Genomic DNA, 13,805 nt, shown 5'->3' on the forward strand with positions numbered 1-13,805 from the left:
TGCGCTGTGAGTTGGAGAGTTCTCATGAACGGTCCGGACCGCCTTGAATACCGCGCCATGCTGTATACCAGCCTGCTGCAAACTGCATCTGGCCCGATGCAGGCAGGCGATCATCCGAACCGGCTGTTGCTGGCCAGCCTGCTGGCCGGCCAGCGCAGCGGCATGGGCTGCCTGCCTGCCCAGCTGGGGCTGGAGGCCGCCGATTTCCAGCAACTCTGGCTGGACTATTTTCCGCACGCCGGTTTGCCCACCAGCCGACCGGCGGCTGTTCCTGACCGGGTGCCGGAATGGGACGAGCTGTACCAGTTTTTGCTTGATCACCGCGCCGGCCAGCAGCCGGTGGAAGCCTGGATGGCCACCATCCTCACCACCGCCTGCGCCGGGCGTGACCACCTCTGGCAGGATCTTGGCCTGGCCAGCCGGGGGGAGCTCAGTCAGCTGATTGCACTGAATTTCCCGGCTCTGGCCCAGGCCAACCAAGGTGACATGAAATGGAAAAAATTTATCTACCGGCAACTGTGCGCCCGCGAGGGGATTTACGTTTGCCCGGCGCCTTCCTGCAACGCGTGCGCCGATCGACCTCAGTGCTTTGGCCCCGAATGCTGAATCTGTCCTGCGCGGCCTTGCGCCCGCAGGCTCCGCTGACGGTGGAAGCCCGCGCCCTGGCCGCGTATCTGGGTCTGGCGGTGGGCGATGCGCTGGGCGCTACGGTCGAGTTTCTCACCCCCAAGGAAATCCAGCTGCAGATTGGCGTACACCGCAACCTGACCGGCGGCGGCTGGCTCAAGCTGCGCCCCGGCGTGGTGACTGACGATACCACCATGAGCCTGGCGCTGGGCGATGCCATCCTGGCCTGCCAGGGTCAGGTAGAGCCGCTGGCTGCCGCCCAGGCATTTGACCGCTGGATGCGTGGCAAGCCGGTGGATATTGGCAATACCGTGCGGCGCAATCTGGTGCGCTTTCGCCAGACCGGCGAGCCGCACGCACTGCCATCGGAACACGACGCCGGCAACGGTGCCGCCATGCGCCTGCTGCCGGTGGCGCTGGCCACCCTGGGCCAGGACGCCGACAGTGTGCGTGCCGCCGTACACGCCCAAGCGCATGTGACCCACCACAACGCCTTGTCTGACGCTGCCTGCGAAACCCTGGTGGCAATGGTGCACGACCTGCTGGCCGGTGCCGACAAAAAAACCGTGCTGCAACGCCATGTGCAGCCGCTGGTGCAGCAATACCCGCTGTTTGCCTTTCGCTGCCGCCGTTGCGACAACCCCAGCGGGTATATCGTCGATACCCTGCACGCGGTGTTTCAGGCATTTTTTGATACCGACGGGCTGGAAGACTGCCTGGTGGATGTGGTCAACCGGGGCGGCGATGCCGACACCACCGGGGCGATTGCCGGCATGCTGGCCGGCGCGCACTACGGGCCGAAAGCGATTCCGCGCCGTTGGCTGGCGGTGCTGGACGCTAAAACCCGCACGGCCTGCGAAACCCAGGCCTGGCTGCTGTTGCCGATGCATCGTTGAGTGGGCCAATACGACTTTGGTCGTATTGACGCGGTTGGCGGGTCAAAATGCTGTGCGCCCTACGTAAAAATACCTATCCTTATAAAACGTTGCTCAGTTTCGTCTGGGGGCTGGTCCGGTGTCATTTGGCCAGTTTCTCCCAGGCGGTTGCCTGGCAAACCCTCCGTCAACCGTGTTGACACCCATACCCACAAAAAAAAACAGGGGTTTTTCATGCGCAACAACCAGCCAATCACCCAAGTGGAAACTTTGCTGCCTGAAGGGCAGTTCATTTATTCACGCACCGATTTGCACGGCAATATTGTCGAAGCCAACGAGGCATTTGCCCAGATAAGCGGGTACCTTCGTGAGGAAATGATAGGCCAGCCGCATAATATGGTCCGTCACCCGGACATGCCCGAGCAGGCGTTTCAGGACATGTGGCGCGACCTCAAGCAAGGCCGGCCCTGGCGTGGCCTGGTGAAGAACCGCCGTCAGGATGGCGGGTTTTACTGGGTGCTGGCCAATGCCTCGCCCGTGCGCGAGAACGGCCAGATTGTGGGCTATCAGTCGGTGCGCAGCTGTCCGTCGCGTGAGGCGGTGCAGGCGGCGGCAGCGATGTACCAGCGCATCAAGCAGGGCGACAAGTCGATTGCCGTGGTGCATGGTCAGGTGGTGCCGGTGTGCAAGCCGCTGTGGGCGCGCTTTGTCGGGCTGGGCAATCAGTCCTGGCTGTTTGGCGGTTTCATGCTGCTGGTCAGCCTCAGCCTGCTGGCCAGCAGCCTGCTGCCCACCGAGGGCTTGCGCACGCTGTGGCAGGGCATGGGCGCACTGGGGCTGGTGTGGAGCCTGGTGTTTTTGCTGCTGTTTGTGCCGCGCCTGCGCGCCGATCTGGCCAGCCTGGATGGCTATCTGGAAAACCTGCTGACCAGCGGCAACCTGAAGCAGCGCTTTGCCTTGTCGCGCCGCGATGAGCTGGGACGGGTGGCCAGCAAGCTGGACCGGTTTATTTCTTCGGTGCAAGCCACTGTTCAGGGCATGGCAGATTCTGCCACACAGGTGCAGTTGGTTTCCCGTGAGGTGGGCCAGGGCGTGGGCGGGGTCAGCCACTCGGCCAGGGTGCAAAGCGATGCCACCAGCTCGGCAGCGGCGGGTATTGAGCAAATCACCGTGTCGATTGGCGAGGTGACTTCCCACGCCAGCGCCACCCGCGAGGCTGCCGCACACGCTTCCATCCAGGGCGAAAAATTGTCCGAACAAGCCTGTCAGACCATTTTGTCGCTGGCCGATACGGTAAAAACCTCGGCGGCTCAGGTGGAGCGGCTGGGGGTGCAGTCGGAAGAAATTTCCCGGATTACCGGGGTGATCAAGGACATTGCCGACCAGACCAATCTGCTGGCGCTGAATGCCGCCATTGAAGCCGCCCGTGCTGGCGAACAGGGCCGGGGTTTTGCCGTGGTGGCTGACGAAGTGCGCAAACTGGCCGAGCGCACCACCAAGGCCACAGCAGAAATCAGCACGATGATCAGCTCGGTGCAAAGCGAAACCGGCAAGGCGGTCAATGGCATGCGCGCTGGCGCGGTGCAGGTGGAGCAGGGCGTGCAACTGGTACAAAACGCCCAGGGCGCGCTGCGGGAAATCAACAGCCAGATGGCGCACACCATGGGCATGGTCAACGATATCAGCCACTCGGCCCAGGAGCAGGAGCGGGCCATGACGGTGATGGCGCGCAGTGTGGAACAGGTGGCCTCGATGACCGAACAGAATATGGCAGTGGTGAGCCAAACCACTGCTACGGTAGAATCACTTAATAGCATGGTGGGACGCATGCATAAATCGGTGACTCAATACCAGGTGTAAGCCGCGTTCCAGCGGTGTTCCAACAAGGACAAAACATGTGCAGTGCCGGTGCCGTGCGGATTTCCCCGTGGCCTTCCCCTTTTTTTGCTCGGGCTTCTGTGGCGCGTGATGCGCGCCATGGGGCGGGGTATTGACCATGCACGGCGTGACACTGTCTGTGGTGGTGCTGGGGCCTTGCCCTGGCCCGGACGCCTTGCTGGCCACCCGCCTGGCCGCCCACCACGCCGAACCCTGGTGGTGCCCGACCCTGGCCGACCTCCACCGTGCGCCGACCCGATCGGCCATTCTGCTGGTGGAATGGCACTGGCTGACTCGCCTGAGCCTGGCCGAGCAGGCCCAACTCAGCCAGCAGGCAGGTGACCGCGCCGGCTGGCTGGTGTGGAGCGCCAGCCCGGTGGCCTTGCCGGCGCAACTTCACTGGAAACGCCAGGGCGTCAGCGGCTTCTGCCTGCTGTCGCCTCCGGACCTGAATCCGCTGCTGGCGCGTATCGATACCCTGCTGGACAGCCTGGCCGGCCCGCCATTGCGGGTGCTGCTGCTGGATCAGGCCGACAGCCTGGCGCTGCACGCGCCCATGCTGCGCCAAGTGGGCCTGCAGGTGCTGACCCTGGCCGACCCGCTGCAACTGCTGGCCAGCCTGGAGGCGTATCACCCGGATGTGCTGCTGATTGGGGCGGCCTTGCCGGGCTGTTGCGTACCAGATGTGCTGGGTGTGCTGCGCCAGACCTTGCCGGGCCAATGTCTGCCCGTACTGGTGCTGGCCGATGCAGAAGCGTATCCCGCCGTGCTGCACTGGCCGGTGGCGGTGCAGGGCTGCCTGCTCAGGCCGGTGGCCGCCAGCGCGCTGCTGGCACAAATTACCGCCCAGGGCCGGGCCGGGCGGGCGCGTTTATCCACCCGGCTGGCACTGGCCGAGCAGCCCTTGCCGCTGGAGCCGTTGCGTCAGGCGGTGGATGAACACGCGATTGTCAGCGTGGCGGATGCCGATGGCAATATTGTCCATATTAACGACAAATTTTGCGAAATCAGCGGGTATTCCCGTGAGGAATTGCTCGGTCGCAGCCATCGTCTGGTGAAATCCCACTGTCACCCCCAGTCCTTTTACGAAGACCTGTGGCACACCATTTCGTCTGGCCACAGCTGGCGCGGCGAAGTGTGCAACCGGCGCAAGAATGGCGAGCTGTACTGGGTGGAAGCCAGCATCCTGCCGGTGCTGGATGAGCAGGGCCTGCCGGTGCAGTATTTGTCGATCCGCACCGACATCACCCACCTGAAGGCGGTTGAGCAGGCGCTGCAGGAAAAAGAAGCCCGCTACCGCTCGCTGGTGGATACCGTGGCCGATGGCATTGTGCTGTACGACCCCAATGGCCAGGTGATTGAGTGCAACCCGGCTGCCGAGCAGATACTGGGCCTGAGCCGTGAGCAGATACTGGGCCATTCGGCGCTCAGCCCGATCTGGCGTTGTGTTTACCCCGATGGCCGCCCGTGCCGGGGTGACGCCCATCCGGTGATGCAAACCCTGGCCACCGGCCTGAGCCAGCAAAATATGCTGATGGGCGTGGAGCGCCCGGATGCCTCGCTGGTGTGGGTGAGCATGTCGTCAGCCCCCATTGCCGCCGCCAACGCCCGCCAGGCTTCGCTGGGGGTGGTGGTGTCGTTTTCCGACGTAACCCGCATCCGCGAAATGGACCGGGCCGCGCGCGAATCACTCAGCAAGCTGGAAGCCACCATCCGGGCGATTCCCGACCCGCTGTTTGAAATGGACCGGGACGGTCGCTACTGCGACATCCACCCCAGCGATATCGGCCTGCTGGCCGCGCCGGTGCATGCGCTGCTGGGCAAGACCGTGGACGACGTGCTGGAGCCAAAAGCCGCCCGCACCGTACACCAGGCGATTGCCGAGGCCGCCGCGCAGGGCGTGTCGTATGGCCACCAGATCTGGGTGACCACCCCGCGCGGGCGGCGCTGCTTTGAATTGTCGCTGGCGCGCAAGCTATTGCCCGAGCAGGCCGACGCCCTGCGTTTTGTCCTGCTGGCCCGCGACGTGACCGAGCGCAAGCATATCGAAGCCCGCTACGCCTTTGCCGTGGAAGGTGCGGGCGACGGGGTGTGGGACTGGAATATGCTGACCGGCGACATGCCGTTGTCCGGCCACTACGAAGACATGCTGGGCTTTGCCAAGGGCGAACTCCCTCCCAGCATCGAAGCCTGGAAGCGCAGTGTGCATCCGGATGACTGGGCGGCGGTGCAGCAGGCGCTGAATGGCTACCTGGACGGCCAGCTGCCCAACTACGCAGTGGAACTGCGCCTGCGCTGCAAGGACGGCAGCTATAAGTGGATTCTGTGCCGGGGCACCGTGGTCGAGCGCGACAGCGCCGGTGCGCCGGTGCGCATGATTGGCATCCACAGTGATATTTCCGAACGCAAGCGCGCCGAAGAAGCGCTGCTGGTGTTTCGCCGGCTGGTGGAAACCACCAACCAGGCCATCCGGGTGGCCGATGCCGCCGGGCGCATCCAGTATGTCAATCCGGCCTATGAACAACTGCTGGGCTACACCCTGGCCGAGGTGGCCGACAAGCCATTCACCCAGACCGGCATTGTTTCCGAGCAGCAGGCGCTGGTGAATGAAATCCTCGACCGCCTGCAGCAAGGCGGTGGCTGGCAGGGTTTTCTCAAGCTGCGTGACAAGGGCGGGCGCGAATTTGTCAGCCTGAGCAATATCCGCAGCATCACCTCACCCGACACCGGCGAGCTGCTGCACAGCTTCAATATGTTTGTCGATTACAGCGAGGAAATTGCCCGCCAGGAAGCGCTGGAGCAGGCGGTGGCGCAGGCCAACGCCGCCAACCAGGCCAAGTCCACCTTTTTGTCCAGCATGAGTCACGAACTGCGCACACCAATGAACGCCATCATCGGGTTTGCCCAGATGCTGGAATACGACAGCGAGCTGAATGCCGACCAGCAGGACAATGTGTATGAAATTCTCAAGGCCAGCCACCACCTGCTGGCCTTGATCAACGAAGTGCTCGACCTAGCCAAGATCGAATCCGGACGGATCAACCTGTCGCTGGAGTCGGTGGAATTACTGGCGCTGGCCGACGAATGCTGCCAGCTGATCCAGCCGCTGGCCACCCCGCGCGGGATTCAGATCCAGCTAGAGATTCCCGCCGACATCCAGATGCGCGCTGACCGGGTGCGGCTGAAGCAGGTGCTGCTCAACCTGCTGTCCAATGCCATCAAGTACAACCGGGAAAATGGCCAGATCCATCTGCACGCACACGCGCACGGCAGCCATGTGCAACTGAGCGTGGCCGATACCGGCATTGGCATTCCGCCCGAGCGGCTGACCGAAGTATTCCAGCCGTTCAACCGGCTGAACGCCGAATGCAGCGAAGTGGAAGGCACCGGCATCGGCCTGACCATTACCCAGCGCCTGGTGGAAATGATGGACGGCCATATCGGCGTGGAAAGCCAGCCCGATGTTGGCAGCCGCTTCTGGATAGAGTTGCCGGCAGAACACTACTGCCCCCCCGAACTGGCCGGCGAGGCGCTGGACGACGACGGTGCCGAACCGATGGCCAGCGCCAGCGTGCTGTGCATAGACGACAACCCGGTCAACCTCAAGCTGGTGACGCAGATTCTGGGCATGCGTCCGCATCTCCGGCTGATGACCGCCCACGCGCCGGAGCTGGGCATTGAACTGGCACTGGGCCATCTGCCCGACCTGATTCTGCTGGATATCAACATGCCCGGCATGGATGGCTACCAGGTGCTGGAAGTGCTCAAGAGCGAGCCCCGGCTCAAGCATATTCCGGTGGTGGCGGTCACCGCCAATGCCATGCCACGTGATATCGCCCGTGGCAAGCAGGCTGGCTTTGCTGACTACCTGACCAAACCCCTGCATATTCATCACTTCTTGCAGGTGCTGGATGCCTTGCTGGCCACACCCACCGCCGCTGTGCCGGAGGTCGCCCAATGAGGCGCACGCCTGCCGGCCTGGCGCGCGCGGCATTGCGCCAAGGAAGCCCTGATGACGCCTGATTTACTCTGTGGTTCGCGCATTCTGATAGTCGATGACGAGCCGGCCAACCTGAAGCTGCTGGACAAGATGCTGGCCAGCCAGGGCTATGAACAGCGCATCCTGATCCAGGACCCGCGCGAGGTGCTGCGCCACTACCAGGAAGCCCGCCCCGACCTGATCCTGCTGGACATCAACATGCCGCATCTGGATGGCTACCAGGTAATGGAACAACTCAAGGCGTTGAACGACCCGCTACCGGCACCCATTGTGATCCTGACCGCCCAGCATGGCCGCGATTACCTGCTCAAGGCGCTGGCGGCGGGTGCGCGCGATTTTGTTGGCAAGCCGTTTGACCGGGCCGAACTGCTGATGCGGGTGCGCAATCTGCTGGATGCCCAGCTGGCGCACCGCATGGTCAACGACCAGAAAGACGTGCTGGAAGAAATGGTGCGGGTGCGCACCGAAGAACTGCACCAAACCCGCCTGCAAGTGGTGCGCCGCCTGGGGCAGGCGGCAGAATTCCGCGACAATGAAACCGGCCTGCATATTGTGCGCATGAGCCAGTACGCCACCTTGCTGGCGCGCAGCCTGGGCTGGAATGACGCCGACTGCGAGCTGATGCTCCACGCCAGCCCGATGCACGATATCGGCAAAATTGGCATTCCTGACGCCATCCTGCTCAAGCCGGGCAAGCTGGAGCCGCATGAGTGGGCCATCATGCAAACCCATGCCCAGATTGGCGCCGACCTGCTGGCTGGTGACGACACCCGCCTGCTGCAGCTGGCGCATGAAATCGCCCTGAACCATCACGAAAAATGGGACGGCAGCGGCTACCCCAACGGCCTGGCCGGCGAGGCCATCCCGCACTCGGGGCGGATTGTGGCGGTGGCCGATGTGTTTGACGCGCTGACCTCGGCCCGGCCATACAAACCGGCCTGGGCGGTGGACGCCGCCGTGGCATTCATTGTCGAGCAGGCCGGTCGCCATTTTGATCCGGAAGTGACCGTACATTTCCAGCGCTGTCTGGTCGATATTATGGATATCCGCAACCGTCATCTGGAACCCCATGATTAAGCCCGCACGCCGTGTCCCTGTCGTCTGTTTATCCTGTGGTCTGCTGGCATGATGCACGCCCGCCCCAAGACGGATGCGCCCGCTGCGCTGCGCTGGCAGCCGCGCGCCCTGGTGGGCCTGGCCTGGATTGCCATTTTATGCGTGATCTGGCTGGGGGCCGGGTTTGAACTGCAGCGCAGCCGCAGCACCATATTGCGCGAAGCAGACAAAACCGCCGCCTTTCAGGCGCATACCTACGCCGAACACACGCTGGCCACCCTCAAGCGGCTGGATGGTGTGCTGCGCGATTTGCGCGAGCAATGGCGGGACAGCCCCGACACATTTGCCACGCACGTGCGCTACGAAATGGAATATTTGAACGATGTGGCGTTCCAGATCAGCGTGATTGATGCCCAGGGCTATCTGGTGTTTTCCAATCTGGCGGCAACCTCCAGTCGGGTCTATCTGGGCGAGCGCGAGCACTTCCGGGCGCAGCGTGACCAAGCCGGTGACCGCCTGTTCATCAGCTCGCCGGTCAAGGGCAAGGTGTCGGGCAAGTGGTCAATCCAGTTTACCCGGCCCATTTTGCGCCAGGGGCAGTTTGCCGGTGTGCTGGTGGTGTCGGTCAGCCCGGACAGCTTTGCCACCTTCAACGAAAAACTCGGCCTGGGCGACAGCGCCGTCACCGGCATGGTGGCCGACAGCGGGGCGATGCTGGCGCGCCAGCCAGATAATGAACTGGCCATGGGCAAAAAGCTGGTGGATCTACCGTATTTGCAGCCCAACGCACCGCGCGCTGGCAGCTTCAGGCAACCGGCGGCCCAGTCGGACGGGGTGGCGCGCATCTATGGCTTTTACCGCATGCCGGAATACGGCCTGACCTTTACCGTCGGGCACGCCACCGCCGACATCCTGGAGCCGTATTACTACCACCGTAACCAAGTGCTGCTGGCGGCAGTGCTGGCCAGCCTGATTGTCAGCGCACTGGTGATGCTGCTGCGCCAGACCATGGCGGCACAAAACCAGATTGCCGCCCGCCTGCGCAGCAGCGAAGCGCGTTTGCGCGCGATAGTCGATACCGAGCCAGAATGTGTGAAAGTGCTTAACCCGCGTGGCGAGCTGATTGAAATGAACCTGGCTGGCCTGAGCATGATCGGTGCCGATTCGTTCGAGCAGGTGAAGGGGCGTCCGGTGGTGGACCTGATTGCGCCGGCCTACCGCGATGCCTATCTGCAGATGCATCAGCAGGTGATCGGCGGGGCGCGGCAGATCATGGAGTACGAACTGAATAACCTGAAAGGCCGGCGCTACTGGGTGCAAACCCACGCCGTGCCGATGGAAATCAACGGCGAAGTGCTGCATCTGGCGATTACCCGTGATATTTCCGAGCGTAAACACGCCGAAGAAGCGCTGCGCAATCAGGCCGAGGCGCTGGCGCGCTCGAATACCGAGCTGGAACAGTTTGCTTATGTGGTGTCGCACGACCTGCGCCAGCCGCTGCGCATGGTGAACAGCTATATGCAGATGCTGATGCGCCGGCTGGCCGACAAGCTGGACGACGACACCCGGCAGATGATGCGCTTTGCCAGCGAAGGGGCCACCCGGATGGACCAGATGCTGGTGGCGCTGCTGGAATATTCCCGCGTGGGCCGCAAGGGCGCGCCGATGGGGTTGTTGTCCAGCCGGGACGGTCTGGACGAAGCCCTGCGCTTTTTGGCTCCGGCCATTCGCGAAGCGCAAGCCGAGGTGCAGATCAGCGGCGACTGGCCGGAGGTGATTGCCTGTCGGGATGAATTTACCCGGCTGTTGCAAAACCTGATTGGCAATGCACTGAAATACCACGCGCCAAACCGCCCGCCAGTGATTGAAGTGGGCGTGGCCCCGCTGGCCGATGGCTGGCGCTTCTGGGTGGCTGATAATGGCATCGGGATTGATCCAGAGCAGTTTGACCGCCTGTTCAAGGTGTTCCAGCGTCTGCACACCCGCGAAAAATACGAAGGCACCGGCATTGGCCTGGCGGTGGCGCGCAAGATTGTCGAGCGCCACGGCGGGCGCATCAGCGTGGAATCCGCTGGCGACAATCAGGGCTGCCGTTTCAGCTTTACCCTGCCAGCCCAGCCGCCAGACTATGCCGAGCCGGAAGGCGGCGCGGCGTGAGGCGGAGGCTGCATGGGCTGATGGCGCTGCTGTGCTGGCTTGGCGTGCTGGCGCTGACCCCGGTTCAGGCGGAATCCAGCCTGCCGTCGTTTGCCCAGGTGTTTCGCGACCAGGGGGTGGTGATGCTGCTGATCGACCCGGCGTCCGGGCAGATTGTGGATGCCAACCCGGCTGCCGAGCGGTTTTATGGCTATCCGGTCAAGGCGCTGCAGGGCATGAGCATCCAGCAGATCAATACGCTGACCCCGGAGCAGGTGGCGGCCGAACGCCAGCTGGCAGAAAGCCAGGGGCGCAATTATTTTATTTTCCGTCACCGTCTGGCCAATCAGCGCGTGCACACCGTAGAAGTGTTTTCCCGCCCGTTTGACGTGGACGGGCGCAAGCTGTTGCTGTCGATGGTGCATGACATCACCCCTGGCCGCAACCAGACCCAGGAGATCTGGCACTACCAGCAGCGGCTGGAAGAAATGGTCGATGCCCAGGTGCGTGAAATCGAACACGGCAAGCGTTTGCAAATGGCCGGCTTGCTGGCTGCCCTGCTGATTCAGGCCGGGGTGATTGCCTGGCTGGTGCGCACCATTCGCCGCCGCCGCCGGCTGGAGCAGGAGCGCGACACCCTGCTGGGCACCCTGCAATCGCGCAATCAGGAGCTGGCCCGGCTGGGCGAAGTGATGGCCCACCATTTTCAGGAGCCCGCCCGCCGCTTGGTCAGCTTTGCCCAGCGCCTGCAGGGCAAGGCCGCGCTGGCTGACGACGAGGACAGCCGTCAGTCCCTGTCGTTTATCGACGCCCAGGCCCGGCGCCTGTCCGAGCTGGTGCGCGACGCCCAGCGCTATCTGGCGCTGGACCACACCCGGAACCACACCGGCCAGACCGACACCGCTGCGGTGTTTGCCGCCGCGCTGCAGGCCAGCGGGGCCACTGCCGCCGGCGTGGCCGTCAGCCTGCCCTCTGTCTGGCCGGCGGTGTGCCTGCCAGACAAAACCCTGCGCGAGCTGTTTGTGATCCTGCTCGACAATGCCCTGCGTTACCGCCATCCTGAGCGCCCCTTGCATCTGGTGCTCAGTGTCAGCGTGCGCGGCAAGCGGGCCGAGTTTCGCCTGGCTGACAACGGCACCGGCATTGCCCCGGAATACCGCCAGCAGGTATTGGGGCTGTTCACCCGTCTGGTGCCCAACAGCGTGCCGGGAACCGGCATGGGCCTGGCGCTGGCCTACAAAATGGTCAGCCTGAGCGGCGGTCAGCTGCAGATCGACGACGGCCTGGACGGGGGCACCTGCATCATCTTTGATTTACCGCTGGAGAATGACTGAATGAGCCAAAAATTGACCGTCCTGCTGGTGGAGGATGAACCCGCTGATGCCCATCTGGTGCGCCTGGCTTTTGAAGAAGGCCACGTGCTGGCGGATTTGCACCATGTACTGGATGGCGTCGAGGCTTTTGCCTTTTTGCGTCGCGAGGGCGACTACGCCCACGCGCCCACGCCGGAGCTGATTCTGCTCGACCTGAACATGCCGCGCATGGATGGCCGTCAGTTTCTGCGCAAAATCAAGGACGACCCCACCCTGCACACCCTGCCGGTGGTGGTGCTGACCACATCGGACGCCGAGCGCGACATGCTCGACAGCTACGACCACTTTGCTGCCGGCTATATCGTCAAGCCGGTGGACGTGGACGATTTCATCAAGGTGGTGCGCGGCATTGGCGACTACTGGATCAACCTGGTGCGTTTGCCTGGGCGCAGCTGACCTACCCTGCCGGAAGAGGCCGCGATGACACCGACAGAGACTGATGACGCCCTGCAGACCCCGGTGGTGCTGCTGATCGAAGACGAACAAGGCGATGCCGAGCTGATTCGCTGGCAGCTGCTGGAGCGCGCCGACGATGCATTTGTGGTGCATATTGCCGACTCATTGGCCAGTGCGCGCCTGCTGATTGAGCGCGAGCGGCTGATTCCGGACGTGATCCTGCTGGATTTGAACCTGCCCGACTCCAGCGGCCCGCAAACCGTGCCGCGCTGCCGCAGCCTGACCGACGCGCCGATTGTGGTGCTGACCGGGCTGGACGATGTGGCCGCCACCCAGCGCGCCATTGACCTGGGCGCAGAAGACTATCTGACCAAGGGCGGCGAAGGCTCATCGCTGCGCCGGGCCATCCGCTACGCCATGCTGCGCCACCGCCGCGAAGCGGATTCGCGCCTGGCCGCCACGGTGTTCAGCCATTCCCGCGAAGGCATTGTCATCACCACGCCAGACGGGGTGATTATTGATGTCAACGAAGCGTTTTCGCGCATTACCGGCTACCCGCGTGACGAAGTGATTGGCCGCAACCCCGGCCTGCTCAAGTCTCACCGGCAAGGCCCGGCATTTTATGCCCAGATGTGGCGGGCACTGATTGACGACGGCTACTGGGCCGGCGAACTGTGGAACCGGCGCAAGGACGGCGAAGAATACGCCGAGCTGCTGACCATCAGCGCCGTGCGCGACAGCACCGGCAACACCCGGCATTACGTGGCGCTGTTTACCGACATCACCGCGCAAAAGCAGCACCAGCAGCAACTGGAATTCATTGCCCACTATGATTCGCTCACCCGCCTGCCCAACCGCATGCTGCTGGCCGATCGGCTGGGCCACGCCCTGACGCAAACCCGCCGCCACCGCCAGTTGCTGGCCGTGGCGTATATCGATCTGGACGGCTTCAAGGCGGTCAACGACACCTACGGCCACGCAGCGGGCGATGTGCTGCTGGTGACAGTGGCCGAGCGGATGAAGCACTGCCTGCGCGAAAGCGACACCATCGCCCGGCTGGGCGGCGATGAATTTGTCGCCATCCTCACCGAACTGCCAGACATGGCCGCCAGCACGCCGCTGATTGGCCGCCTGCTGGCCGCTGCTGCCGAGCCGGTGGACTACCAGGGCGCCGCCTTGCAGGTGTCGTCCAGCATCGGCGTGACTTTCCACCTGCCGGACGACGACAGCGACGCCGACCTGCTGCTGCGCCAGGCCGACCAGGCGATGTACCAGGCCAAGCTGGCGGGTAAAAATGGCTACTATGTGTTTGCTAATCGGGTAGGGTGTGTGGGATAAGCTCGACAGGGGAAACGCTGAAAAAATCGTCATTCCCGCGAAGGCGGGAATCCAGGGCTTTGATTTTGCTGTGTTTTTTTGCAGGTGGTACGGTTTTTCTCAATCAGTCAGCGCTTTGTGCGTGGT

The 13,805-nt window shown here is 63.3% G+C and carries 9 protein-coding genes; all 9 read left to right on the forward strand.

Going from position 1 to position 13,805, the window contains the following annotated elements; all coding sequences use genetic code 11:
* Positions 1-24: 24 nt before the first annotated feature.
* The 9 genes from BXU06_RS12980 (at position 25) to BXU06_RS13020 (ending at position 13,679) form a co-directional block, all read left to right on the forward strand.
* Positions 25-606 (forward strand): nitrogen fixation protein NifQ, encoded by a 582-nt coding sequence (locus tag BXU06_RS12980; protein ID WP_077300379.1) that lies wholly within the window; start codon positions 25-27, stop codon positions 604-606.
* Positions 600-1,523, forward strand: a complete 924-nt coding sequence (gene draG, locus BXU06_RS12985) for an ADP-ribosyl-[dinitrogen reductase] hydrolase (protein WP_077300382.1) — start codon at positions 600-602, stop codon at positions 1,521-1,523. The genes BXU06_RS12980 and draG overlap by 7 nt, the downstream gene beginning before the upstream one ends.
* Positions 1,524-1,736: 213 nt before the next feature.
* Positions 1,737-3,362, forward strand: coding sequence for a methyl-accepting chemotaxis protein (locus tag BXU06_RS12990; RefSeq protein ID WP_077302880.1), 1,626 nt, complete (start codon positions 1,737-1,739; stop codon positions 3,360-3,362).
* Positions 3,363-3,507: 145 nt separating this feature from the next.
* On the forward strand, positions 3,508-7,341 hold the full coding sequence (locus BXU06_RS12995) for a PAS domain S-box protein (RefSeq protein ID WP_150125201.1): 3,834 nt from the start codon (positions 3,508-3,510) through the stop codon (positions 7,339-7,341).
* A gap of 51 nt (positions 7,342-7,392) precedes the next feature.
* Positions 7,393-8,457 (forward strand): HD-GYP domain-containing protein, encoded by a 1,065-nt coding sequence (locus tag BXU06_RS13000; RefSeq protein WP_077300388.1) that lies wholly within the window; start codon positions 7,393-7,395, stop codon positions 8,455-8,457.
* 48 nt (positions 8,458-8,505) lie between these two features.
* Positions 8,506-10,593: an ATP-binding protein gene (locus BXU06_RS13005; RefSeq protein ID WP_077300391.1), complete on the forward strand. Its 2,088-nt coding sequence runs from the start codon at positions 8,506-8,508 to the stop codon at positions 10,591-10,593.
* Positions 10,590-11,906: an ATP-binding protein gene (locus BXU06_RS13010; protein ID WP_150125202.1), complete on the forward strand. Its 1,317-nt coding sequence runs from the start codon at positions 10,590-10,592 to the stop codon at positions 11,904-11,906. Before BXU06_RS13005 ends, BXU06_RS13010 begins: the two co-directional genes overlap by 4 nt.
* Positions 11,907-12,341 carry a response regulator gene (locus tag BXU06_RS13015; RefSeq protein ID WP_150125203.1) on the forward strand — a complete coding sequence of 145 codons (435 nt, stop codon included), beginning with the start codon at positions 11,907-11,909 and terminating at the stop codon, positions 12,339-12,341.
* Positions 12,342-12,365: 24 nt separating this feature from the next.
* Positions 12,366-13,679 carry a diguanylate cyclase domain-containing protein gene (locus BXU06_RS13020; RefSeq protein WP_077300397.1) on the forward strand — a complete coding sequence of 438 codons (1,314 nt, stop codon included), beginning with the start codon at positions 12,366-12,368 and terminating at the stop codon, positions 13,677-13,679.
* Positions 13,680-13,805 lie beyond the last annotated feature (126 nt).

Source organism: Aquaspirillum sp. LM1, assembly GCF_002002905.1.
In the GTDB taxonomy this organism is placed as follows: domain Bacteria; phylum Pseudomonadota; class Gammaproteobacteria; order Burkholderiales; family Aquaspirillaceae; genus Rivihabitans.

Coding starts and splice junctions, on each gene's coding strand:
- BXU06_RS12980 (WP_077300379.1), top strand. CDS start 25: ATGAACGGTCCGGACCGCCTTGAATACCGCGCCATGCTGTATACCAGC.
- draG (WP_077300382.1), top strand. CDS start 600: ATGCTGAATCTGTCCTGCGCGGCCTTGCGCCCGCAGGCTCCGCTGACG.
- BXU06_RS12990 (WP_077302880.1), top strand. CDS start 1,737: ATGCGCAACAACCAGCCAATCACCCAAGTGGAAACTTTGCTGCCTGAA.
- BXU06_RS13000 (WP_077300388.1), top strand. CDS start 7,393: ATGACGCCTGATTTACTCTGTGGTTCGCGCATTCTGATAGTCGATGAC.
- BXU06_RS13005 (WP_077300391.1), top strand. CDS start 8,506: ATGATGCACGCCCGCCCCAAGACGGATGCGCCCGCTGCGCTGCGCTGG.
- BXU06_RS13015 (WP_150125203.1), top strand. CDS start 11,907: ATGAGCCAAAAATTGACCGTCCTGCTGGTGGAGGATGAACCCGCTGAT.
- BXU06_RS13020 (WP_077300397.1), top strand. CDS start 12,366: ATGACACCGACAGAGACTGATGACGCCCTGCAGACCCCGGTGGTGCTG.